This is a genomic window from Limnothrix sp. FACHB-881, from assembly GCF_014698135.1.
GTDB lineage: Bacteria > Cyanobacteriota > Cyanobacteriia > CACIAM-69d > CACIAM-69d > CACIAM-69d.
In genome coordinates, this window is sequence record NZ_JACJSN010000013.1 from 1 (window position 1) to 24,486 (window position 24,486).

Here is a 24,486-nt window from a genome sequence, read left to right on the forward strand (position 1 = left end):
TATGAGTTGTATTCGGAGACGAGCGAAGGGATGATCTACGGCTGCTTAATGCATTTGATGGTGAAACGATTAGCGGGGATGGCTGATTAATATTGTCTTTATAAATCAGCTCTTAATGTTGATTGACCAAAAGAAGACTTGCTGAGAACGGATCCCTTGAAAAATGAGAATCCGTGAGTCTTGGGGGAGTGGGTCAATTACAGGTTGGTGAGCCAAGTTACAACGCCATGGCCGGTGACCAATTCCACAGCCAGGGCAGACAGGAAGCCAATCATTGCCAGGCGGCCGTTCAGTTGTTCGGCGTATTGGGTGAAGCCCACACGCTGCACGTCGTCTACATAGACCTTGGGTTCAACGGCGAAGTTGTTCAAACGACCCAGTTCTTCCGTGGTGTAGCCGCGTTGCGTCATGGTGGTTGCTCTCGGTTGGGGTGTTGTAAACAATTGTAACTGCTTTTTAAGAAATGTAAAGAGGTTTGTAACTCGTTTTTAACTCAGGGGCTGCCCGATCGCCCCGTGATCCCAAATACCAACGCAAAACTGCCCGATCGCCCTCGGCCACCCATGCCACAATAGTCACTGGTTTTGCCGGATCGTGACGATTACTCTGGGGCCGTTTGTTGGCTGCATCCGTCACTGGCTGCATTCCCCGCCACCAGCCCCAGCCCGATCGCCCGGCCAGACAACTTTTGAACGTCCTGTCTTGTAACACAGGCTTGTGCGATGGAACCGCTTTACGAGTATGCGTGGCTCGTGCCGGTCTTGCCGTTGCTTGGTGCAGCGCTGGTCGGCCTGGGTCTGATTTCCTTTAACCAATTCACCAACAAGCTGCGGCAAATTAACGCGATCGTCATCCTCACCACGATCGGTGGGGCCATGACCATGGCCTTTGCCCTGTTTTGGAGCCAACTCAACGGCCACGAAGCCTTCGCCCGCAGCATCGAATGGGCGGCCGCCGGAGACTTCCACATCACGATGGGCTACACGATCGACCACCTGAGCGCCCTGATGTTGGTGATTGTCACCACCGTGGCGTTCTTGGTGATGATCTACACCGATGGCTACATGGCCCATGATCCGAGCTATGTGCGGTTCTATGCCTACCTCAGCCTGTTCAGCTCCTCGATGCTGGGCCTGGTGATCAGCCCCAACCTGGTTCAGATCTATGTGTTCTGGGAACTGGTGGGGATGTGCTCCTATTTGCTGATCGGCTTTTGGTTCGATCGCAAACCCGCCGCCGAAGCCTGCCAAAAGGCCTTCGTGACCAACCGGGTGGGTGACTTTGGCCTGTTGTTGGGGCTGTTGGCGCTCTACTGGTGTACCGGCAGCTTTGACTTCAACGTGATGGGCGATCGCCTGCAAGAGCTAGTGTCTTCCGGCTCCCTGAGCGCGGGCGTGGCCAGCCTGTTTTGCATCCTCGTATTCCTCGGCCCCGTCGCCAAGTCTGCCCAATTCCCGTTGCATGTCTGGCTGCCGGACGCAATGGAAGGCCCCACGCCGATCTCTGCCCTGATCCACGCGGCAACGATGGTGGCGGCGGGTGTGTTCCTGATTGCCCGGATGATTCCGGTGTTTGAAGGACTGCCCGACGTGATGACCGTGATCGCTTGGACGGGTGGTTTCACGGCCCTGCTGGGCGCTTCGATCGCCATCACCCAAAACGACATCAAAAAAGGCCTCGCCTACTCCACCATGTCCCAGTTGGGCTACATGGTGATGGCCATGGGCGTTGGTGCATCCAGTGCCGGGATGTTCCACCTGATGACCCACGCCTATTTCAAGGCGATGCTGTTCCTCGGTTCTGGCTCCGTGATTCACGGGATGGAAGCGGTGGTGGGCCACAACGCCGTGCTGGCGCAGGATATGCGCTTGATGGGCGGTTTGCGGAAATACATGCCGATTACTGCCGCCACGTTCTTCATTGGAACGCTGGCCATTTGCGGAATTCCGCCCTTTGCCGGGTTCTGGTCGAAGGATGAAATTCTGGGTCTGACCTTTGAGGCCAACCCCGCCCTCTGGGCGATCGCCTGGGTCACGGCTGGTGTGACGGCGTTCTATATGTTCCGGATGTACTTCAACACCTTTGAAGGCGAATTCCGGGGCAATGACAAGACGATCCAATCGCAACTGCTCGAAGCGGCGGCGGTTCCGGTGTTGGTGGAGGCCACTCCCAACTTCGGCCCCGGCGCAATGGATCCCAAGGAACTGAGCCACGACCACGACCATCACCACGCCCACGAGCCGCACGAGTCGCCCACCACGATGGTGTTGCCTCTGGTGGTGTTGGCGGTTCCGTCGATGCTGATTGGGTTGCTGGGTGTGCCCTGGAACAACTTGTTTGAGCATTTCCTGGAGTCGCCCCACGCCGCCGAGCACGCGGAGCACGCCTTTAACCTCACCGAGTTTTTGGTGATGGGCGGCAACTCCGTGGGCATTGCGCTGATCGGGATTACCTTGGCTTCCTTGATGTATTTCAAGAAGTCGATCGACCCCAGCGCGATCGCCCAAAAGATTCCCTTCTTCTACCGCCTGTCCCTGAACAAGTGGTACTTCGATGAAATCTACGATCGGCTGTTTGTCCAAGGCAGCCGCCGCCTGGCCCGCCAGGTGATGGAAGTGGACTTCCGGATCGTCGATGGCGCGGTGAACCTGACCGGTTTCGTCACCCTGATTTCCGGCGAAGGTCTGAAGTACTTCGAGAACGGTCGCGCCCAGTTCTATGCGTTGATCGTGTTTGCGGCGGTTTTGGGCTTCGTGGTGCTGTCGGGCATCACGGGCTAGCGGTCTTTTGCTTTGTGGTGCTCTCGGGCATCACGAGTTAACAACTGAATTGACTGTCAAGTCATCACCCCCTGAACTGGTTCCTGGTTCAGGGGGTTTTTTGTTGAGCGATCCAAACCCTTGAACTCAGCCTGATAGAAATTCCAGTATCCCCACGTAGAGCTAGGGAATTTTCCCCAAACCCATGACAGTCAACAAAGCTTGATTGTTGAACTGTTAGTGGCTAATGGTGAAGTATTTGGGGGGTAGGGCTGACAACACTCTACCGATAGTGAATCTGAATTTGCTAGACTCGGAATATGTTCATACTTAAGTGTTATTAAGTGCCTTTTTTTACACCAATTTGCTGGTGCTCGTGGTTGCCCCCTGGTTGTCATCACAAACCTTCGCGACTGATGAGCCAGAATTGGCAGAACTTGTCAGGAATTGGCGCTGACCAATGCAAATCCCTACTGAATTGATGTTGATTAAGTTGCTCAACTGTAATCATCAAGCAGCGGCCCTCAACAGCGATCACACAGCTATCACTGAGACTGATGGCTGCGATTTCAGTGAGTGAAGGTTCCGGGCTAATGCGGCAGGTTGGTGATCAGTTTGGAATGAGCAATTTCCAACATTCAACCCCATTTAACGTATTGTTTCTGTTTCATTGCATCTACAACCGATGGGTTTTCGGCACAACTCCACCATGGACGCTCTCCTGCCCTCCTCTCCTCTTTCTGCCATGAGCGATCGATCTGCCAGCCGCCATCAGTCCGATTCTCAGGGCCTGGGAGCTTCGCCTGCGCCCAAGAGTGAACTTCCAAGCCGTTTAACGGTTCCGCAGATTCAAGACATTATTTTTCAACACCTGATTCGATCGGTGCAGAATCTTTCGCCGGAGGAAGTTCTGCACGAATTTTGCTGCTTGTTTATTAATTGCTGTGACACAACCGATAGCAAGCCTTTACATGCTTTATATCAACTAGTTTTTCTCAATAATCAAGAGGCCTTTCAAACTACTCTCAAACGGTCTTGCTACATCTTGATTAATAACTGGGCTAGTCGTCGGAATGAGGCTTTTATTTATCGCCTGATTGCGATGTTTGAGCATTCCCATGAACATAGTGATAGCGCGTCCTTATCGTTGAATCGGGTGCGCCAGTGGGTTGCGGATTTCATTAGTAGTAATGACTATGACGAGCTAAAACTTTTCATTGCGCGTCACGAGCTAGATCATTCCCAAGCTTCTGACCAAAGTCAGTCAGAAATGACGGCCACGCGCACTCGATTGCAGTCCGATCAGATTACAGCAACTGCTATTACACCTGATGAGCAGCATTGGAGCAGTCGTTATGTGGGACAACTGTTGGTGGCTCAATCGGTGGATCCCAACAATCCCTTGGAGCAACGGGAAGCGGCGGCGGCCTATGCGCGACAGTGGCGGGAGCGTTTTAAGTTTGATTTGGCGATGTATATGGCCAAGTCTCAGTCGAGCCGGAGCGATCGAGAGCGCCTGAAAAATCCAACCAATTTGGGTGATCAGGTGCTCAAAATTGTGAAATCAATTGTTTTGAGAACGGGAAAATACAGCTACTCCAGCCTGTCCAATTTGTTTCTGCAACAAACGGAAGGACTGAGGTATCACGGCTATAAAAAAAGTCTGCTGAAATACATCATATTGGAAAGTACCCAAGATCACATGACGAAGGTGGTTCGCCAAAAGTTACAAGACAAGTTAGCGAGCTTGCTGGCGGAACATCATGATGAGGTGATTACGGAAGATTTGCAGGCGGAGACCTGCCGCCACTTAATTCAGTTTCTGACGACGGAAGATTTGCATAATCCCTCGCGGCTTTTTCTGCTCATTTTGTCGAATGGCAGTGCGTTAACGCTGACCATTTTTCTGTTGAAGTTGGTTTTGATTGCCCCCAGCACCCGATCGCACTTGGATTTGTGTATTGCGCGATTGGTGAAATATTACGAACAGTTTGATGAGGAAAAATGTCGCTGGGCCATTTATTTCTTTGACATTTTCAATGTGACGTTTGCGATTTACACGGAAAATGTCCAGTACAACCTGGTTTCGATCGATGGGCCGGAGCCATTACCCTTGGCCCCGGAAACCACCCAAAAGGAAGATCGGGTGGTGTTTGAAGGGTTGTATGACAATGAGTTGCGCCGCAGCCTGCGATCGGCCCAGTTAGATCGCTATCGGCTGTTTTTGCAAATGGCTCCCCATGCTCAGTTGCCGTCCACGGGGGATTTGTTGGAAACGGATCCGGTGCTTGCGGATTCGCTGATTGCCGATGGGCCCGATCGCTAGGGGGCTTCAGGCCCTTTGCGTTTTGTGATCGTTTCCGTTTCGATCGAGCCGTCCTCTTGCACCCAAGCCAGCCGCCCGATGCGACGGGCCCGGGCGCGATCGCGGGCCGACTCCCGCGTCACGGTGGCTTGCAAGTCCAACTCCACCCGAATCAAGCTGGGGGCTTCCGTGCGCAGACGACGGGCATAGACAAAGGCCGCAGCCCGGGCGCGGGGCCCCGCCGGAACCACCAACCAGTCACTGGCGGGCAGTTGATTGGGCAGGCGCTCGCCGCTGGAAAGAACGCGGTGCAAGGGTTCCAGGTTTAAACAAAAGCCAATGCCGGGATAGCTGTTGCCGTCGGGGTCGTATAGGCCCAGCAGTTGATCGTAGCGCCCCCCTTGGCCGAGAATTTCGTGGCCGGTGTCGGCGCTGCTGATCGCTTCAAAGACGATGCCGGTGTAGTAGTCAAAGGTTTGAATGAGGCTCAGATCCAGGACGATCGGCAGGGTTTGTTCGGTGGCTCGACCGTAATCTTGCAGCAGGTCAACGGTGGTTTTGAGCCGATCGAGCATGGCTTGCTGATCGGGGGTTAAGTCCAGTTGGCCCACCTGTTGAATCACGTCCATGGGGCGGCCGCGCAGATCAAACAAAATCAAAGCCCGATCGCGCAGGGCGGGGTCAAGGGGCATGGCTTCGATGGCTAGGCGATCAAGCCGCGCCATGGCCGAACGCACCCGATCGCGCCAGGGTTGTGGGAAGGGTTCCAGGAGCGATCGGGTCAAGCCCGCCTCACTCAAAAGCAAATGCCAATCGGCCACGCCCGATCGCTCCAGACAGTCCGTCAGCAGCAACAGCACCTCCACATCAGCCGCCACGCCCCCAACACCCAACAACTCCACCCCCGATTGGAAAAACTCCTGCTGGCGGCTGGCGCTGCCCTTGGGGGGCTTGCGAAACACATTGGCGCTGTAGCAAAGGCGCTGGGGGTGGGTCACGCCGGCCATACGGGTAACGGCGGCCCGGGCGATCGAAGCCGTCAACTCCGGCCGCAGCCCCAGATCCTCACTTTCGCTGTCATAGATTTGAATCACCTTGTCCCGGCGCACCGAACCGCCCGCCACCAATGTATCGACCCGTTCCAGGGTGGACGTGACAATCCACTGATAGCCCCAGCGCTGAAACACGTCTTGCAGCTTGGTTTCGATCCAATGCTTCTGGGCCACATCAAGGGGCAACAGATCGCGCGCGCCGGTCGGGGGTTGGTGAATTGCCATGGTGTCAGGGGGGAAACGAAATCGATCGGGCAGTGAACATCGGCCCCCTACTTCTTACGGCCAAACAGGCCCCCAAACAACCCACCGCCGGGTTTATCTTTGCCGCCCCCGATTGTTTTGGGCTGTGGTTTGTTGGGTTTGGCGGTTTGGCCCGTGGCTTGGCCCGTGGCTTGGCCGCCCGTGGCGCGATCGAGTTCCTGCTTAGCGGCCAGGGCGATCGCATTGCGCGGATCAATCGCCAACGCCCGTGTTAAATGCACCTTGGCCAGGGTTCCTTGCTTTTGAGCCAAATACACCTTGCCCAACCAGGCATGGCAATCGGCATTGTTCCCATCAATCTTCAGCGCATCCTTCAACTCCTGCATCGCCATCGCAAATTGGCCCTTCGCGGTTAATTCCTCTGCCCGTTGCAAAGCCCGCACCACAAACTGCGTATTGCTGGCGGCCCCTTCTCGGGCCCCCGTGGTTTCCCCGCCGCTGGTGGGGGTGGGGGCGGGCCGCTGGGCCGGCGGCGGGGGAGCAGCCGCCGGACGCGCTGGGCTGGCGCTGCCCGATGTGGTTTTGAGCAGGTAAACCAAATTCAGTTCGCTGATTTCGGCAATCCGGTTCAGCACCTGTTCCAAATCGTCGTATTGGTTGGCCGTGAGGGTTTGTAACGCCTTGAGATAAGTACCCTGTACATTGGCAGCCTGACTTAGCTCGCGGGCCAGGGCCCCTTGGATGGCCACCTTGTTGGCCTGTTGGGGCAAGCGGCTATGCAACGTGCGCAACACGGCCTCGTAATCTGCCCGCTTGGCATCGTTGGAGAGGGTAGCGTAGGCGGGGTTCACCAGCCGCGACATCAGTTGCTGGGCATAGGCTTTGCCCTGAGCATTGGCAGCGGAGCAGGTGTCGGGATGCAGTCGGGGGGCAATTTGTAAAAACCGCTTGCGCACGGTTTTGGGATCTGTCCCCAACGGAATGCCCAGGATGGCATAGTGATCCGTCACATCGTGACCAAAAAGCCCTCGTTGAATCTCGAATGACATAGCGCGCCGCCGGTGCTGTGAGTCGCTAAAGGGGGATGGGAGCAGGAGAAGTAGACGAGACAGGGGCAGAGCCTGGCCGGATAGAGCCGGGCTGAATGCCGTTGGGATGGATGCAGCCTGAGGGGCAATCGGAAAGATCGCCGTTGAATTGCTATTTGGTTAATCGCTATCTAGTATCGCTATCTAGTAGTGTATCGGGTTCCTGGGTTGACCATGGTGATCAGTGACTATGGTGATCTGGGTTGCGGGTGGGGACTGAGGAATCTGGCGGTTGATTAACCCCCAATGGGCGCTACTGACCAACTTTCGGCCAGGTGGCGGGGGGCTGGTGCCACAGGTCAAGCTTGGGAACCGTTGCCAGGGCCGCACAGAGTTGATCATGTAGGTGGCCGTTGGTGGCCACGAGTCGGCCGCTGCTGGGATTGACGGGGCTGCCATCGTAGGCGCTGACTTGGCCGCCAGCCTCTTGCACTAATACGATGCCGGCGGCAATGTCCCAGAGGGAGAGGCCCCGTTCCCAATAGCCATCCAACCGCCCACAGGCCACATAGGCTAGGTCGATCGAGGCGGATCCGCCGCGTCGTACCCCTTGGGTTAAGTGGGTGAGGTAGCAGAATTCAGGATAGTTGGTGTCGTTGGTGTCGCGGCGATCGTAGGCAAAACCGGTCACCAATAGGCTGCGGCTTAGTTGATCGGTGCGTGATACCCGCATTGGGATCCGATCGCGCGTGGCCCCGAGTCCTTTGGCCGCTCGAAACAGTTCCCCGCGCTCAGGATCGGCCACAACCCCAACGATCGGTTGACCCTGAAAGAGCAGCCCGATCGAAACGGCAAAAAACGGGTATTGGTGAGCAAAATTGGTGGTTCCATCCAGGGGATCAATCGCCCAAAGATAGTCACTGTTTTGGGTTCCCCCGATCGCCCCGGACTCTTCCGCCAAAATGGGAATTTGCGGACAGTGGCGACTCAGTACCTCAATGGTGGCGGTTTCCGAGGCGCGATCGGCCGCAGTCACCAGGTCGCCCGATCGCCCCTTTTCCTCGGCCTCGATTTTGCCCAGAAACGATCGCACCACTGCCGCTCCGGCCAGGGCCGCTTCCGTGGCAATTTCCAGCAGTCGTTGCAACGTTGCCTGATCCGGTAACTGACTCATGCTTCAATCCGACGTTGTTTAAGGTTATGCATCCTGCAAAAGCTGTTGATTAACCTTGCAGTCTGTTTCCGCCAGTTAGGAGGGGTTTTGGCGACGGAATTCGCTGGGCCGCAACCGCATGGGCGATCGGGGATCCCAAACACCCAACTCCAAAATCCGCGCATATTCCTGGGCGTAGAAAATGCGGCGATCGTACTTCAGCAGCCCCGATCGACTGGCCGGAACCGCACAGCCCGCCTTGGTCAGTTGCTCATTCACAAGCTGCCCATCCCGCCAAACATAGGCCAAGAGTCGCCCGAGGCGATCGCGTGCTTCCCCGGACTCAAACTCCAACCAAACCGTTTGCCCCGCCACCAACTCCATCAGGGTCTGTTGAGCCTTAATCCCCCAGGGCTGTTGGCGCAAGTCTGGAGCATCAATGCCCAGAAGGCGGACGGTTTCCAGCCGCTTGGCATCGGCTCCCGTGCCGCGCACCTCCAGGGTGTTGCCGCTGGGCACGCGGTTCACCACCACCTGCACCCCAGTGAGGGACGAATTGCCACAACCGGTGAGCAACCCCAGGATCAGGCCAAGGGCGATCGCCCTTGGCCAAGCCTGGCTGCGAATGACTGGGGGGAGTGGCCCGGTGCGGGGTTGAGTGGGCGTTTGGGCGAGCTGTTTGGGGCTGGTGGCTGTCCCGATGTGTGGGATTGCTGATGGGGTCGCGAATGGGCTGGTTGATGGGGTGCTCGATCGCCCTTGGAGCAACGGTTGACCCCGATCCAGGGGCTTAATCTTCATCCAGGGGCAGGCCGCGGCGGACTTTGCCCTTGCCAAAATAGCGGCCAAATTGCAGTTCATATACTTCGTCTTCGTCCTGGGTTTCCACCACCAGATCCGATTCGGCATAGCTGACACAAAGCAAGGCATAGCCCCGATCGCGCAAAGCAGGCGACAGGCCCATGGCCTCCGGCTGGCTCAGTTTGCCTTCCAGCACGCGCACCGCACAGGCCGTGCAAGCCCCGTTGCGACAGGAAAAAGGTAGCGTTGCCCCTTGATTTTCTGAGGACTGCAAAATGTAGCGATCGCCGGGCACTTGCACTTCATGAACTGTGCCCCGCTGGCGGTTATGAATCCGCACCCGATAGGTTTGGGTGGCGGTCGATCGATCTTCAGCACTGTAGGTCATGGGGGATTTGGGCATCTAGGGGCCAACCAGCACAGCGCGATCGGGTCGCAGGGATTGCCGCCGCGCTGAAGCTAGATTTTATCGTTCTCTTCCCATAACCGGCATCAGCCTGATAAGATAACGTCCTGTCATCTGGAGAGATGGCCGAGCGGTTGAAGGCGCAGCACTGGAAATGCTGTTTAGGGGTAACTCTAACGAGGGTTCGAATCCCTCTCTCTCCGTTTTTGCGATCGCGTTTTGCGATCGAGCGACCTAAACCACAAGAACGACGCTGTACTAAGCTGTCAGAGTCGTTTAGTTGCCAATCAGTTGCCAAAGTTGTCATGGTGACATCTGCCAATCAGACTCCTGAGCAGTCTGCCAATTCGGCCTTGGGTGATTCCAGCGACGGAGCAGCCCCCATCAGGGCGATCGCCCTAGAGCAGCACGAGGTGCAAAACAGCGTGCGCCAGGCGGGAATTAATCCCAATTTCTGGTACGCGGTGGCTTGGTCTAGCCAGTTGGCAGCGGGGCAAGTGTTGGGCGTGGAAGTGTGGCAGCAAAAAATCGCCCTCTATCGGGATCGATCGGGAGCCGTCCAGGCCCTCGAAGATGCCTGCCCCCATCGCGGCGTGGAACTGAGCCGGGGCAAGGTGATGGGCGACCATCTCGCCTGTCGTTACCATGGCTGGGAGTTTGACGGAGCGGGCCAATGTCGCAAGATTCCCTACTTGCCACCGAGCCAAAAGCTGCCCTGTGCCCAAGCCCAGAGCTATCGAGCGGTCGATCGCTACGGGATCATTTGGGTGTTTCCCGGCGACCAGAGCCTAGCGGATCAAATGCCGCTGCCGGAAATTCCTGAATTTGACGATCCCCAATGGCTGGCCGTGCCGGTGACGGGACAGTTTCGGGCCCATTTTTCGGTTTGTAATGAAAACTCGATGGATGTGTTCCACGGGTTTTTACACGAAGAATTGCAGGGTTGGTTTGATCCGGTGTTGCTGAAGCTCAAGGACGAAGGCAACGCGATCGTGGCCGATTACCAAGTGTCCTATAAGGGGCAAATGGCCAAGTTTTTGGGCTTTACGGAGTCGGCCGATCAAGTCACCACCAAAACTGTGACGGTGCAATATCGCTATCCGCACTTTTTCAGTCGCCTAGAAGGGGTTTCGAGCCTTTATCTAATGCGCCTGCCGGTGGGGCTGCGGGAGAGCCGATCGTTTGCGATTTTCTTTTTGCGGTTAGGGCTGCCCGGTTGGCTGGTGCAGGCGTTGCGGCCCTGGGCTGCCAAGCTCATTGAGCAAAAAATCTTTATGCGCTTTCTGAATCAAGACATTGAAATGATGGAAAGCGAACAACGGGCGATCGATCGCGATCCGCAACGGCGGTATGTGGAAATCAATCCGGCAATTATTGCGGTTCAGCGCATGATTTTGCGCCAATATCAGCAATTTTTGAACGGCCAAGCCAAACCCTCGCGGTGAAGCAACGCCAACAAACAAACTGGATCGCCAACCCGAAGCGGAGCAGAAACCTTAAGCGGATCGAAAATTTGTGATCTACATCACTCTTTGATCCTGAACGGGGGATCATCACAGCGTCCCAATCACAACCGAATTGCCCCCATGCCCAAACTCGCGATCGGGGCCAGAAAACCTTGACAGAGACCTAGCTTCCAATCCCGATCAATCGGTAAACTAGGTTACGATCGCACCGATCGAAGTCATGTTGTGGTAGAGCTTTCCTTCGATGTGATCGTTTGCCCACCGTTTACTCTTCGCCTTTAGAGGTTCCTGCTCGTGCGATCGCGAAACGCTTCCCAAATTGACTCTTCGATCGTGCCTGTGACGCGGCGCACGGGCGCTCATGCTCTGCTCGATAGCCTGTGCCGTCATGGTGTGAAGCACATTTTCGGCTATCCCGGCGGCGCGATCCTGCCGATCTATGACGAACTCTACGGCTTTGAAGTATCGGGCCAACTGAAACATATTTTGGTGCGCCATGAACAGGGCGCGGCCCATGCGGCGGATGGTTACGCCCGCGCCACCGGTCAGGTGGGGGTTTGCTTCGGAACTTCCGGCCCCGGGGCCACCAACCTGGTGACGGGGATTGCCACGGCCCACATGGACTCGATTCCCTTGGTGGTGATTACGGGCCAAGTGCCGCGCACGGCGATCGGGACTGATGCGTTCCAAGAAACGGATATTTGGGGCATTACGCTGCCGATCGTTAAGCATTCCTACGTGGTGCGCGATCCGGCCGATATGGCGGCGATCGTGGCGGAAGCGTTCTATATCGCCTCTTCCGGTCGTCCGGGCCCGGTGCTGATTGACGTGCCCAAGGATGTGGGTCTGGAAGAATTTGACTATGTGCCGGTGGAGCCAGGATCGATCCGGCCGGCGGGCTACAAGCCGACCGTGAAGGGCAACCCGCGCCAAATCACCCAGGCGATCGAACTGATTCGCCATAGTCAGCGTCCTTTGCTCTATGTGGGTGGTGGCGCGATCGCGGCTGGGGCCCACGCGGAAATTGCCCGTTTGGCCGACCATTTCCGCCTGCCCACCACCACGACTCTGATGGGTAAGGGGGCCTTTGATGAGCATCACCCTCTGGCCTTGGGCATGTTGGGGATGCATGGCACGGCCTACGCCAACTTCGCCGTGACCGAGTGCGATTTGTTGATTGCGGTGGGGGCGCGGTTTGACGATCGCGTCACCGGCAAGCTCGATGAGTTCGCCAGCCGCGCCAAGGTGATCCACATCGACATCGACCCGGCCGAGGTGGGCAAAACCCGCGTGCCTGATGTGCCGATCGTCGGTGATGTGAAGCAGGTGCTGATTGAACTGCTCGATCGGGTGCGGGAGCTGGAAATCGTCAGCGATCCGGCCCAAACGGCCGCTTGGCACACCCGCATCAACCAATGGAAAACTGACTATCCCTTGGTAGTCCCCAGCTACGACAACGAAATCGCCCCCCAAGAAGTGATCGTCGAGCTGGGTCGCCAAGCCCCCGATGCTTACTACACCACCGATGTGGGGCAGCACCAAATGTGGGCGGCGCAGTTCCTGAAGAACGGCCCCCGTCGTTGGATTTCCAGCGCTGGCTTGGGAACCATGGGCTTCGGGATTCCGGCGGCCATGGGCGCGAAGGTGGCCTTGCCAGATCACCAGGTGATTTGTGTGGCTGGCGATGCCAGTGTGCAAATGAACATTCAAGAGCTGGGAACCCTGGCCCAGTTTGGAATCAACGCCAAGACCGTGATTGTGAACAACGGCTGGCAAGGGATGGTGCGCCAATGGCAGGAAGCCTTCTATGGTGAGCGCTACTCGTCGTCCAACATGGAAGTGGGGATGCCCGACTTTGGCAAGTTGGCCGAAGCCTTTGGCATCAAGGGCATTTTGGTGACGGAGCGCAGCCAGCTTGCGCCGGCCGTCGCAGAAATGCTGGCTTATGATGGCCCGGTGCTGTTGGATGTGCGGGTGCGGCGCGATGAAAACTGTTACCCGATGGTGGCTCCTGGTAAGAGCAATGCCCAAATGTTGGGTTTGCCGGAAGTGAAGCGGGAAACCCCCGTGAGCCACCAAACTTGCACCAACTGCCAAACGGATAATCACCCAAGTCATCAGTTCTGTTCCCATTGCGGGGCCAAGCTGTAGGGCTTGAGAGTTGGCTAGGGGCTGTTGAAAGAGCCTGTTGGATCTATCGGAGTTGGCTCTAGTTGGATCTAAATAGACCGCTTTCGATGGGTCTATCCGATCAAAAACAATCAACAGGTTTCAACGGCCCGGCTCGCAATCACTGCCCAAGTCTGAAATTACAGCGGCGATCGACCCATTCTCCATACCCAGATCTACGCGATCGGGCTGGAGATGAGTTGATGGCCGCTCTTTGTTGTGGGTTTGGATTCCCGGTTTCCCGATTGCCTGGCCCTCGCTGACGATCGCGTTACGGATCGTGCTCTTCAATCTATTTGATCTATTCAGTTTGATCTATTCAATGTTTGTTTGATGATTTGATCGATACTCCTCCTGGATATGGTTGCCATGCCCTCTGATTCGCCTTGCAATTCCCAAGCCCCATCCCCGATCGCCCCTGGAACCCCGATCGAGACTGAAACACCCAATCGGCAATCACGGATAGAAAATAACAATCTAAGTAGCGATTTATACATCTCCTGGGAAAACTATCACCGGGCGATCGAACGGTTAGCCTGTTCAGTGCATCAATCGGGCTGGGCATTTGACCAAATTGTCTGTTTAGCCCGTGGGGGCCTGCGAGTGGGTGATATTTTCTCGCGCCTGTTTCACAAACCCTTAGCCATTCTGTTTGCCAGTTCCTATGCCGGAGAGTTGGGGCGGGAACGGGGGCAGCTCAAATTTGCCCAAAGCTTGGCCATGACGGGCGATCGCCTGGGGCCGAGGGTGTTGGTGGTGGATGATTTGGCCGACTCGGGAGCAACCCTGAAGGCTTCGATTCAGTGGCTGCGCGATCGCTACGATCTCAGCGACCTGCGCACGGCCGTGATTTGGTACAAGGGCTGTTCATCAATCGCCCCGGATTATTACGACTGTTATTTGCCCCATAATCCCTGGATCCATCAGCCATTTGAGCGCTATGACGTGATGGAACTGGCTGAGCTTGCTTCCTCGATCGAGGCAGATTAATCAAAGTTAACGACAATTCATGGGGCGATCGCATGACCGGGGGGCACTATTGGGGCATGTTACGCTTGAGGCGGAGCCTGAAATCTCGAAAATTCTCCGTAATTACTCGGATGACAAATCCAGTGCCATAATATTCTGAACATGACCAGATTCAACGATGGCAACCCCCTAGGGGGCTAAACCCCACTGAACCCTCCGTTAACTCTGTAATAACGTGGATGGTCAGTTCCGTTGTTCCGTTGCAATCCAGTTCCTTTCCTTCTCTGGTGGTTCCCGAATTCGGCTTTTGCGGAGGGACGCATCTGGATTCTGCCCTGCCATGATCGCGCTCCCGCTTGTATCCCTTGTCGTAGTAGAGGTTGGCTATGGAGAATCAACCGTCTCCCAGCACAGATCGATCGGTCTCGGGACAGCCAGCAGCCTGGCCCCGGTCGATCGGCCTTAAGCCCCTGGGTCAATACCTTGTGGAGGCGGGTTTGCTCGCGCCCGCTCAAGTCACTGTTGCTCTGAATGATCAGAGTGTGACGGGGTTGCGGTTTGGGGAAATTTTGTCGAAACGGGGTTGGGTTCGCGAGCAAACCATCGAATATTTCATGGACAAAGTGATCGAGCCGGAACGTCGATCGCTCCGTCAGTCCATGGCTGTGGCAACCCAGCGCACCAGTGCCGCCCGGGCCGCCGCGCCCGCCAGTCCCCACCGCAAGGGTTTTGTGCGATCGGCCTCGACCTCGGTGGAACCTAACAAGCGGCCCCCGGCTCCCCCATCCGCCAGAATGCCGATTGCTGTGTCGGATCCGGCGGGCAGTTTCCGCACCGATGATGCTAGTTTGCGCCACCGCAAGCATTACGGCCCCACCAGCGCAAAAACCACGGCGGGCTTAACTCCACCACCGCCGCCGCCGCCTTCCTTTCCACCACCGCCGCCCCCACCCGATCGCCCCCGCGATGGTGAGGAGTCCCCGGAAATTACCACCTGTAATGGTGTGTCTGCGTCCGACGATTTTCGAGACGCGGCTGAGAATTTGGTCTGGATTGGCTAGCAAGTCGCTCAAGGTGAGTTAGAGCGCGACTAGGAACCATGAGGGCGTTTGGGTAGTGCCCTAATTTAGGCACGATCAGCTCGTGAAAGCCTTGCAGCGTCAGCGCTCACTCGCCGCAAATCATCACCTCACAGGCACTCCCCAACTTCAGACCATCCGCCCCAGCAGGGCGGGGCTTTTTTCCTGTTTGGGGTTAGCTTCCCAACTTGAAAGCCTCTAAGAACAGGCCGTAAACCATTCCTAATTTCAGTAAATTCAAAACCGACAGCCACAGGGGCGATCGCCCGTTGAAATCTGTAGCCCGAGCATTCCAGCGGCGATAGACCACAATGCTCACCACCTCGCAGAACACCGCCAAAATGCCCGCCATGGACAAGTCCCAGGCGGCTTCCTGGCCCGCTGTGGTGATCAAGGCGGAAGCCCCAAAGAACCCCACCAACACCGCCAAACACTGTACAGAAGTGCGCCGCCAAGGATTTTGGAGCCATCCTCCTAATCCCCGGGCGATCGCGCCTAGGAGGTTGTTGAGCCTGGTATCTTGCACGGTTTCAACGCCAGCTTCAATAGTGTTAACGCCGGTTCAATTCAATATTGCATCTCAATATCGCATTCCAATATCGCATCTCAGCATCGCCTCAACAGCGCCTTAACATCGAATCGCCACCAACTCGCCATCGAATTGCCACCAAGTCGCTACTAAATCAAGACTCAAACAAGACCCGCTAGCAGTCAGGTTCCCAGCTTGGCGGCTGCCAACGGTCTGCAATCACGAGCTGGCCAACCTTACCCCAAACAAATCTGGGGCCGATCCTGGACTGATTCCCAACCCATCCTGAGCAGCCCTGAAAAGAGCTGAGATCTAGGAATGGGATTTGGGAATGATGATCGGGAACCGCTTGGGGAATCGCATTGTTGGCTGAACTCTCAGTCAAAGCTAGTTAAATCCTGCTAAAAAGTTCCGGCGAATTTTTGCTTAGTCTTCTCCGGATGATCCACCGCGATCGCACCAAAACGCCGCTAAAATGACGGCAGTTTTGCGCACCCATCCCCGATGATTGCGCTACGGCAGTTGCACCTAGTGGTTTTCCCCGCCGATGCGGCCGGGTCGCTGTGCTCTGCTTTCCATGGTCAGAACGGTCAGATTGGTGTCTGGGCAGCCACCCCACACCGCACTCCTAGCGGTTCTCAGAGCCTCATCAAGTGGAGATCGCCCTGCCAGAGCCACCTGAGTGCCCCTGCCCGATCGCCCATTCAGTGCGCTACTCTCTCATCAACTCTCCGCCCTTGACCCCCTTTTGAGGAATTCCGTGTCCACTCGCCATTCCAACCGCGCCTCCTCACCCTTGACCGATCGACATCCCCAAACCAACGCTACCGATATGTCTCGCTCCCCAGCGCCGCAACCCAAGCCTCGGGCCAATCGCTTCCGCTGGTTCTGGTTGTTGTTTAGCCTCTTGGGCGTGGCCACCATCTCCGCAACCACGGGGGCGTTGCTGGCCGTTTCCCTCAGTTCCCCCAGCCTCAGTCAGCGGGAATTGAGCAAAGAGGAAAAGGCGGTTTTTGGGAACAATCAACCCATTTCCAGCCTGGGTCTGCAACTGCCGCAGCTCACCCGGCCGGTCAATATTTTGGTGCTGGGGATTAAGGTCATTACCTCCGACGTGGATGATAGCCTGAGTCGCAAGTATGGCTACCATGCGCTGGTGAACTCCTTTGAGGGTCTGTCGGACACGATGTTTTTGGTGCGGTTTGACCCCAGCCAGAAAAAACTATCGGTGCTGTCGATTCCTCGGGATACGCGGGCTTGGGTGGATGGCCTGGGGATGACCAAAATTAATGCTGCTAACAGTCGTGGGGGGCCGGCCCTGAGCGCCAAGGCGGTGAGCGAGCTGCTGGGGGGTGTGCCGATCGACCGCTACATGCGGATTAATGTCCAAGGGGTGGAAAAGCTGCTGGATGCTTTGGGGGGCTTAACGGTCTATGTTCCCCGTGACATGAAGTATCAAGACGACAGCCAACACCTTTACATCAATCTGAAACAGGGACGGCAACACCTGAATGGGGAACAGGCGCTGGCGTTTTTGCGGTTCCGCCACGATGAGTATGGAGACATTGGCCGGGTCCAGCGCCAGCAGATGGCCATGCGCAGCCTGAAGGAACAGGCCCTGAACCCCACCACGCTGCTGAAGTTACCGGACATTTTGTCGGTGATTCGGGAGAATTTGGACACTAACCTCAGCATGGAGGAGATTGTGGCGCTGGCGGGCTTTGCCACTCAGGTCGATCGCCAAAATGTGCAAATGCTGGTGACTCCGGGGGATTACGGAGATATTGCCCGTTACGGCACGAGCTATTGGTTGCCCTACCCGAATCAAATTCGGGACATGATGGCTAAGCATTTTGAACATGGGGTCGGTTCCGGCGACAGTCGATCGATGTCGCAGGTGCGTGTGGCGGTGCAGGATGCTAGTGGCAATCCGGAGGCCGCTAGGGCGGTGGCGCGGCAATTAGAAGCGATGGGCTATCGCCAAACGTTTGTGGCGCGGTCTTGGAAGGAAACGATCAGCACGACGCGGGTGATTGCCCAAAATGGGGATGCGGATACGGCGGAACAGGTGAAGGCGGCGATCGGGCGGGGTGATGTGCGGGTGGATAGCTCAGGCATTTTGGGATCCGACGTGACGATTCAAATCGGCAGCGACTGGCAAGGCACGGGTTCCAACGCAAATCCTTAAGCGTCCGTTCGCGGGGCCTCGCAATTGCGGCCGCTGCAATGGCCCTTAAAATGGCCTTTTTTCCATGGGTTTTGTCATGGCTGATGTGCGATCGCCCCTAGACCACTCACCACACCAGGAAGCTCAAGCCGATCGGGGGGACTCTCCAAGATCTTCCAGGTTGCGATGGCACTGGGAATCCCATTGGTGGTGGATCCTGGGGGCGATCGTGCTGGCGGGGGCGATCGTTCGATTTTGGCACTTGGGCCACCTGAACACCTTGGTGTTTGATGAGGTTTACTTTGCCCAGTTCGCCCGCGATTACTTGGTGGGCAAACCCGTTGAAGATGGCCATCCCCCCCTTAGTAAGTATCTGATTGCGATCGGGATTGCCATCAGTGAGCATTTTCAGTGGGGGCGCGACAACACCAACCAAGCAACCGGTTCCCTGCTAGCCACGGTCAGCTATCGCTGGCTGAATGCGCTGGTGGGATCTTTGATGCCGTTGGTGGTGGCCTGGTTGGCTTGGTTAATTTCCGGGCGGCGGCTGTTGGCCCTGGTGGCGGCGGGGGCGATCGCCCTGGATGGGCTGTTTTTGGTGGAATCCCGCTATGGGTTAAACAATGTTTACCTGGTGATCTTTGGCCTGTTGGGTCACTGTGGCTGGCTGATGGCGGCGCGGGCCATGGCCGGGCGATCGCGTTATCACTGGCAGGTGTGGGCCTGGTTGGCGGTGGCGGGCTTGGGGTTTGGTTGCACAGCCAGCGTGAAGTGGAATGGCTTGGCCTTTTTGGTGGGGGCTTGGGGCAGTTGGGCCCTGTGGCGAGTTTGGCATTGGCTCGATCGCCCTGGTTTCACGACCCGACAATCAACCGAGCCGATCGAGAATGCCGAACCACCCGCGAGCATTGAAAATAGCCCCAGTTCCCGCACGGGGCGATCGGCTGCAAATCCCTTAACACTCCTTCAGCGCTTCAGCCCGATCCAAATGGGATTGATGTTGGGGCTTTTGCCGTTGGTGATTTATTGGTTGCTGTGGATTCCCCATGCCCAAATGAATCCCGGCAAAAGTATTTGGGAATTTAACCAAGACTTGTTGCGCTACCACCATCGGGTTGGGGGTGATGATGCCCATCCCTACTGTTCCCGTTGGTTCACTTGGCCCCTGCTGTTGCGCCCGATCGCCTATTTCTACGCTCGCACCAGCGGCCCCACCGCCCCGATCGATTATCAAAACCCGATTCCCAAGGATCTCCCGGCCGGTACGCCAACGGTTTATGACGTACATGCCCTGGGAAATCCACTGCTTTGGTGGCTGACGGCGGGGGCGTTGGTTGTGGCCCTGTGGTGGTTGGGGCGGTACTGGTGGCGATCGATCGCGCAACCGGCCGCTTTGGCGAACCCCTTGGTCAGCACCAATTATTTGGAAAGTCCCGTGGTGCGGTTGGGATCCCACCGCTGGCAATTGCGGCTGATGTGGGAGCGATCGGGCGCGATCGGGGCCGCCGCGCGATCGCCTGAAGTTTTGATGTTGACCTATTGCCTGGTGAACTACGGGGCGAACTGGCTGCCCTGGGCCAAGGTCTCTCGTTGCACCTTTCTCTACCACTACATGGGAGCGTTTGTGTTTTCGAGCTTGGTCTTGGCTTGGCTGCTCGATCGGCTCTGGCAATCCCGCTCCGATCGCCCCCTCTCGATCGCCGCCATGATTTTGATTGGGCTGTCCTTTCTGTTTTGGCTGCCCGTTTATTTGGGCTGGCCCCTCACCCCCTTTGACTGGCAACTGCGGATTTGGGGAATTGAGGGTGTGCGCTGGTTGCCTTACTGGATTTAACGATCTTCGGGTGGGCCGCAGCGGGTCGATCGGGTCGATCGTCCCGATCATGATCAACCGTCGCGCCGCAGGAAGTCACAAGCTGCGCCTGGGTGTATCACCCCACAAGTTCCCCCGAGAATGCCAGAATCAAACCACCGTCCTCAACGATTCTGATGCCCGCGCGAAGGCTGCAACCCAGACTCGTTCAAGTCTCGGCACGTTTTTCATTTTTCATCGGAGCACTTTCGTCGGCTGCTGCAATTTGCTGCGCCGGTTTCTCTCAGCCGCAACAAATTGCAACATGGAAACCCAAGCGAGGCCTGGTTTTCCATTCCTGATCCTGACCACGCCCCACCCGCACCGTTAGACACCCTATGAAACTCGTGCAACCCATCCAGTCGATCCCGAAGCGGTTCCGACAACTACGCTTGCGCTGGTTGGTCGTGCCGCTCGTCCTGCAAGTGGCCGGGGCCGTTGGACTCACGGGATGGCTCTCACTGCGAAATGGCCAGCGGGCCGTGAATGACCTCGCGGCCAGGCTCAGTGGCGAAATTGCGGCCAAGGTGGAACAGCATGTGCAGGGGTATTTGGGCACATCCGAGCTGTTTTTGCGCATTGATGCTGCATCCGTGGCGGCGGGTAACCTCAACCTCAACGACTTCGCCGCCCTTCAGCGCTACTTTTGGCATCAGGTACACATCACACCGGAGGTCTCCACCCTCTACTACGGCAACGCGGAGGGCAATTTTTTGCAGGTTGAGCGCGGCAACCCTTCCACGGTCTCCGTGCGAACAACGGCAACGGCTCCCAACTGGAGAATTTACACCCTGAACAAGCAGGGCCAGCGCGATCGCTTCGTTAGCTCCCGGCCCTACGACCCCCGTAAACGCCCTTGGTATCGGGCTGCTGTGGCTCGGGGGGGCTTGGCCTGGTCGCCCATTTATGTGTTCACGGAGCCGCCGGTTTTGGGCATTACTCCGGCCTTGCCCGTTTACACCAGCAACCCCAGTACGGTGACCGCCAGTGGCACACCGCTGACCACGGAAACGCTCAAGGGTGTGCTGGCGATCGACCTTCCCTTGGAGCAGCTTTCCACCTTTTTACGGGGTCTGAAGGTAGGGCGAACCGGAGAAATGTTTATTGTGGAGCGGTTGACCGGGGCCCTGGTGGCCACGTCATCTGAGGAACCCCTGTTTTTGCGGGATGCCCAAAACCAACCCCAGCGGCTGAAACCGGAGGAGAGCCGCGATCCTCGAATTCGGGCAGCGGGTGAGTTTTTGCGGGAGCGCTTTGGCACCTATCGCCAGGTCAGCAAGCGATATCAGGGCATTGTGCGACCGAAGGGGAGCGATCGTGTCTTCATCGATGTGTTGCCCCTGGAAAATGACTATGGACTTGACTGGGTGACCGTGACGGTTGTCCCCGAGCGGGATTTCACATCCCAAATCCAGGAAAATACCCGCATCACCGCTCTGCTCTGTTTGGGCGCTTTAGGCTTGGCCGTCTTAATGGCGATCGCCACCACACGCTGGATTGTGGATCCCGTTAGTCGCATCAGCCGGGCCGCCGAGGCGATCGCTGAGGGCAATTTAAATCAGACCGCCGCCGCCAGCCCAATCCTAGAGGTCGATCGCCTGGCCGAGTCCTTTAACCGCATGGCCTTTCAGTTGCGGCAGGCCTTCGCCGCCTGGGAGGAAGCCAACCAAAATCTAGAGCTGAAGGTGCAACAACGCACCGCCGCCCTCACCCTTTCGGAAGCCAAGCTGCAAGAAAAGGAACGATATTTGCGGCTAATTCTCGACAGCATTCCCCAACATGTGTTTTGGAAAGATACCGATCTGGTCTTTCAGGGTTGCAACAAAAACTGGGCAGAAGCGGCGGGGCTGGAAAACCCTGAAGCGGTGATTGGGCTAACGGATTTTGACCTGGTGCGAGATCCAGAGGCAGCGGAGGCCTTTCGGGAGCAAGATCGTCGGGTGATTGAGAGCGATCGCCCCGTTTGGCACGCGATCGCCCCCAAGCAAAAACCGGGAGCCACGGGTGAAACCATTTGGCTAGATATCAGCAAAATTCCGATTCACGACAATCAACGCCGCGTGATTGGGTTGTTGGGGGTGGTGGAAGATATCACCTTACGCAAACAGGCCGAAGAAGCCCTGCGCCGGGAACAGGAAAAATCAGAGCGATTGCTGTTGAATATCCTGCCCCGCACCGTGGCCGATCGCCTAAAGCAAAATGTGCAGCCCGATGGATCCACGGAATCGGAACCGATCGCCCAACATTTTGAAGAAGTCAGCATTCTGTTTGCGGACATCGTGGGTTTCACGCCCCTTTCGTCCCAACTGCCCCCGATCGATCTGGTGACCTGGTTGAACCGCATCTTTTCCCAGTTTGACCACCTGGCAGAACGCCATCACCTGGAAAAAATCAAAACCCTTGGAGATGCCTACATGGTGGCGGCTGGGTTGCCCCTGCCCATGGAAGATCCCACCGCAGCCATGGCCAACATGGCGCTGGATATGCAGCGGGTGATTCATGGCTTTCAGGATGAGTTTCAGCAAACCTTGGGGCGATCGCTGGAAATTCGCATTGGCATGAACACCGGGCCCGTAATTGCCGGTGTAATTGGCATTCGTAAGTTTATCTATGACCTTTGGGGCGATACGGTCAACATTGCCAGTCGCATGGAGTCTCAGGGCTTGGCCAGCCGAATTCAGGTGACCGAAACGGTGTATCAGGCCCTACGCGATCGCTATGAGTTTGAATCCCGAGGCGAGATTGATGTGAAGGGCCGCGGCCCCATGCGCACCTATTGGCTCACGGGTCGCCAAACCACCGCCGTTGTGGATGTGGTGGCCGCTGCGATCGACGCTGGCCCAGAGTTTTAGCGCACGCACGCTTCAGAAAATCCTCATTAGAAAATCCTCATTATTGGTTGATTAACCCCTGGCGATCGCTCCTCTGGGCCCGATCGAGGCCGAATTGGTGATCCTGACTTTCCCCCAACGGCCGCGAAGTAATCAGTTGGCGGATTCGATCGCCCGATCGAGTCCTTCCGTTGGCACTCACAGTCTTCCGTTGGAGAAGTTGGTTATGGCTTGCAAATGGACTTGCGCAGTGATGGGTTCGATCGCCCTTTTGGTCACCACCGCCACCCTGGCCCCCTTGCCCACCCGGGCAGAAATGCCGGAAGTGGTGTGGATGGTGGGGCCCGCTGAGAATGTGGAAATTGTGACCGGCGAGATTCAAGATTTGGTGGGCGATCGGGTGCGACTGTTGCTGACCGATGGTTCCACGCGCTTGGTGGGCATCACCCAGCTCGATCGCACCCGACTGGGCCTCGATCCGGGAGATCAAATCACCTTGGCCTTGGTCGATGGTCGTTTCTTTGCCCAAGCCGTTGCCCTGGGAAACGATGCCCTCGTGATTCGCAATGGCTCCATTCAACTGGCCAATGCTGACAGCGCCTACGTCAGCACCAGTCAAGCCAGCGTGACCACGACCACCACCGTGCAACAACGCACCGTACAACGCAGCGGCCAACAAACCACTGTTCAACAAACCACCGTCACCCCCGATCGCCCCGCACAACCAATTCGCGGCATGTGGTAACTGCTGATTTGTTGATGAATCCATTGACGGGCCGATTTTTCCGTTCCTTGCTGTCCCAGGTTGCCTAGCTCAAAAGAACAGCACAGCCCTAGAGCCCCACACCTGCAAACCCATAAAAAACCAGCAACGCCCACTGATCAGCGGACTGATCGCGGACGTTGCTGGATTTTTTTGAATTGGAAGCACCCAGGGCCGCACAAGGCCATCGCGCAAGAAGCGATCGCGCTTAGGCCCGTCGTTAGTCGGCTATTGAGCTTTTTGCTAATGAGAGATTGATGTGTCAACTGTGATGCACTCGATCGTCCACTGGCGCTGCGATGTAGGAGTCGATCGCCAAGGGAAGGTCAACAGTCATCACCCACCAATCAATAACAAATCACCAATTAATCCACGTTTCCGTGCATCCATCCCCCAAGACGATTTGCACCTTAACTTTGCCCGAATTGCAGAGCAGCCACGACCTCAAACGTCTGATTTCAGGCTCCACACAACGCGGGTTTCAGTTTTGTTGCCATGGACTTAGCGGGCCGCAGCGGCCACCATTCCCAAAGCAGGCACATCCCCTTCTTGATCGCCCCAGAGCCGAAGACTCGGGAACAGGAAGTGGTTTTCTTCAACGTATTGCGCTCCGAACAACCCTTTTTCGGCCCAAAAGTAGCGATCCGTGGTGTGTTCGTTACGCTTCACCAACACCAAAGCGGGGGGATGAATTCCCTCTGCCTTAATGAATTTGCGAGCGGCCGTGACCGGCTTATCTTCGCCACATTCGATGCTATACTGTGGCACATTCTCAAGAATCCGTCGCCCTTCTTGCCGCCGACGGCTCTTGCGCTTGCGTCTCCTTGCCAACCTCCTTACCTCCCGTGCCAAGATAAGTGTAGTGACGGTTACAAAAGCCGTGCAAAGTATATCGCCTTTGCGCCAAAATTTCAACTTGTTTTAATTGATCGACATGGATTCAATTACAATTG

Annotated in this window: 21 protein-coding genes and 1 tRNA gene; 11 read left to right on the forward strand and 11 right to left on the reverse strand. The window is 56.6% G+C overall.

The features are described 5' to 3' along the window. Positions 1-197: 197 nt before the first annotated feature. Positions 198-410: a chlorophyll a/b-binding protein gene (locus H6G52_RS12385; protein WP_099535357.1), complete on the reverse strand. Its 213-nt coding sequence runs from the start codon at positions 408-410 to the stop codon at positions 198-200. A gap of 46 nt (positions 411-456) precedes the next feature. After that, on the reverse strand, positions 457-711 hold the full coding sequence (locus H6G52_RS12390; RefSeq protein WP_190354326.1) for a hypothetical protein: 255 nt from the start codon (positions 709-711) through the stop codon (positions 457-459). A gap of 11 nt (positions 712-722) precedes the next feature. On the opposite strand from H6G52_RS12390, the gene H6G52_RS12395 reads away from it, so the two are divergent. Beyond that, positions 723-2,780, forward strand: coding sequence for an NAD(P)H-quinone oxidoreductase subunit 5 (locus tag H6G52_RS12395; RefSeq protein ID WP_190528707.1), 2,058 nt, complete (start codon positions 723-725; stop codon positions 2,778-2,780). Between the two features lie 688 nt (positions 2,781-3,468). After that, a complete protein-coding gene (locus H6G52_RS12400; RefSeq protein ID WP_190528709.1) occupies positions 3,469-5,085 on the forward strand; it encodes a hypothetical protein in 1,617 nt (538 codons plus the stop codon). Here H6G52_RS12400 and H6G52_RS12405 read toward each other — a convergent pair. The 5 genes from H6G52_RS12405 to H6G52_RS12425 all read right to left on the reverse strand — a co-directional run bounded on the left by H6G52_RS12405 (position 5,082) and on the right by H6G52_RS12425 (position 9,690). Beyond that, positions 5,082-6,341 carry an ATP phosphoribosyltransferase regulatory subunit gene (locus tag H6G52_RS12405; protein ID WP_190354331.1) on the reverse strand — a complete coding sequence of 420 codons (1,260 nt, stop codon included), beginning with the start codon at positions 6,339-6,341 and terminating at the stop codon, positions 5,082-5,084. The genes H6G52_RS12400 and H6G52_RS12405 overlap by 4 nt on opposite strands. A 47-nt stretch (positions 6,342-6,388) precedes the next feature. Continuing rightward, complete coding sequence (locus tag H6G52_RS12410; RefSeq protein WP_190528711.1) at positions 6,389-7,369, reverse strand: J domain-containing protein; 981 nt, start codon at positions 7,367-7,369, stop codon at positions 6,389-6,391. A gap of 292 nt (positions 7,370-7,661) precedes the next feature. Then, positions 7,662-8,522, reverse strand: a complete 861-nt coding sequence (locus H6G52_RS12415; RefSeq protein WP_190354335.1) for an inositol monophosphatase family protein — start codon at positions 8,520-8,522, stop codon at positions 7,662-7,664. 75 nt (positions 8,523-8,597) lie between these two features. Then, the gene (locus H6G52_RS12420; RefSeq protein ID WP_190528713.1) at positions 8,598-9,302 is read right to left on the reverse strand and encodes a thermonuclease family protein; all 705 of its coding nucleotides are present in this window, start codon (positions 9,300-9,302) and stop codon (positions 8,598-8,600) included. Further along, the gene (locus H6G52_RS12425) at positions 9,292-9,690 is read right to left on the reverse strand and encodes a 2Fe-2S iron-sulfur cluster-binding protein (protein WP_099535405.1); all 399 of its coding nucleotides are present in this window, start codon (positions 9,688-9,690) and stop codon (positions 9,292-9,294) included. Before H6G52_RS12425 ends, H6G52_RS12420 begins: the two co-directional genes overlap by 11 nt. A gap of 134 nt (positions 9,691-9,824) precedes the next feature. On the opposite strand from H6G52_RS12425, the gene H6G52_RS12430 reads away from it, so the two are divergent. From H6G52_RS12430 to ilvB, 3 genes are all read left to right on the forward strand, one after another. Further along, positions 9,825-9,911, forward strand: a tRNA-Ser gene (locus tag H6G52_RS12430). A 102-nt stretch (positions 9,912-10,013) separates the two neighbouring features. Beyond that, positions 10,014-11,153 (forward strand): aromatic ring-hydroxylating dioxygenase subunit alpha, encoded by a 1,140-nt coding sequence (locus tag H6G52_RS12435; protein WP_190354339.1) that lies wholly within the window; start codon positions 10,014-10,016, stop codon positions 11,151-11,153. A 315-nt stretch (positions 11,154-11,468) separates the two neighbouring features. After that, the gene (gene ilvB / locus H6G52_RS12440) at positions 11,469-13,325 is read left to right on the forward strand and encodes a biosynthetic-type acetolactate synthase large subunit (protein WP_190528715.1); all 1,857 of its coding nucleotides are present in this window, start codon (positions 11,469-11,471) and stop codon (positions 13,323-13,325) included. A 120-nt stretch (positions 13,326-13,445) separates the two neighbouring features. On the opposite strand, the gene H6G52_RS12445 is transcribed toward ilvB, so the two are convergent. Beyond that, a complete protein-coding gene (locus H6G52_RS12445; protein ID WP_190528717.1) occupies positions 13,446-13,634 on the reverse strand; it encodes a hypothetical protein in 189 nt (62 codons plus the stop codon). A 78-nt stretch (positions 13,635-13,712) separates the two neighbouring features. Here H6G52_RS12445 and H6G52_RS12450 point away from each other — a divergent pair, with 78 nt between their 5' ends. Together H6G52_RS12450 and H6G52_RS12455 are read left to right on the forward strand one after the other, a co-directional pair. After that, positions 13,713-14,333, forward strand: coding sequence for a phosphoribosyltransferase (locus H6G52_RS12450; protein ID WP_190528719.1), 621 nt, complete (start codon positions 13,713-13,715; stop codon positions 14,331-14,333). Between the two features lie 365 nt (positions 14,334-14,698). Then, positions 14,699-15,373, forward strand: a complete 675-nt coding sequence (locus H6G52_RS12455) for a hypothetical protein (protein WP_190354352.1) — start codon at positions 14,699-14,701, stop codon at positions 15,371-15,373. A gap of 193 nt (positions 15,374-15,566) precedes the next feature. Here H6G52_RS12455 and H6G52_RS19115 read toward each other — a convergent pair whose 3' ends face one another. Beyond that, positions 15,567-15,917, reverse strand: a complete 351-nt coding sequence (locus H6G52_RS19115; protein ID WP_099534799.1) for a DUF565 domain-containing protein — start codon at positions 15,915-15,917, stop codon at positions 15,567-15,569. Between the two features lie 763 nt (positions 15,918-16,680). On the opposite strand from H6G52_RS19115, the gene H6G52_RS12465 reads away from it, so the two are divergent. The 3 genes from H6G52_RS12465 (at position 16,681) to H6G52_RS12475 (ending at position 22,791) form a co-directional block, all read left to right on the forward strand. After that, complete coding sequence (locus H6G52_RS12465) at positions 16,681-18,108, forward strand: LCP family protein (RefSeq protein WP_347278295.1); 1,428 nt, start codon at positions 16,681-16,683, stop codon at positions 18,106-18,108. 64 nt (positions 18,109-18,172) lie between these two features. After that, positions 18,173-19,921, forward strand: coding sequence for a phospholipid carrier-dependent glycosyltransferase (locus H6G52_RS12470; protein WP_190528727.1), 1,749 nt, complete (start codon positions 18,173-18,175; stop codon positions 19,919-19,921). A 356-nt stretch (positions 19,922-20,277) separates the two neighbouring features. Continuing rightward, positions 20,278-22,791: an adenylate/guanylate cyclase domain-containing protein gene (locus tag H6G52_RS12475; RefSeq protein WP_190354357.1), complete on the forward strand. Its 2,514-nt coding sequence runs from the start codon at positions 20,278-20,280 to the stop codon at positions 22,789-22,791. Between the two features lie 40 nt (positions 22,792-22,831). Here H6G52_RS12475 and H6G52_RS12480 read toward each other — a convergent pair whose 3' ends face one another. Next, complete coding sequence (locus tag H6G52_RS12480) at positions 22,832-22,972, reverse strand: hypothetical protein (RefSeq protein ID WP_190528728.1); 141 nt, start codon at positions 22,970-22,972, stop codon at positions 22,832-22,834. A 24-nt stretch (positions 22,973-22,996) separates the two neighbouring features. Between H6G52_RS12480 and H6G52_RS12485 the strand changes: the two genes are divergently transcribed. After that, a complete protein-coding gene (locus H6G52_RS12485) occupies positions 22,997-23,515 on the forward strand; it encodes a hypothetical protein (RefSeq protein ID WP_190528730.1) in 519 nt (172 codons plus the stop codon). Between the two features lie 519 nt (positions 23,516-24,034). Here H6G52_RS12485 and H6G52_RS12490 read toward each other — a convergent pair. After that, complete coding sequence (locus H6G52_RS12490) at positions 24,035-24,364, reverse strand: DUF3155 domain-containing protein (protein ID WP_099534815.1); 330 nt, start codon at positions 24,362-24,364, stop codon at positions 24,035-24,037. Between the last annotated feature and the right edge of the window lie 122 nt (positions 24,365-24,486).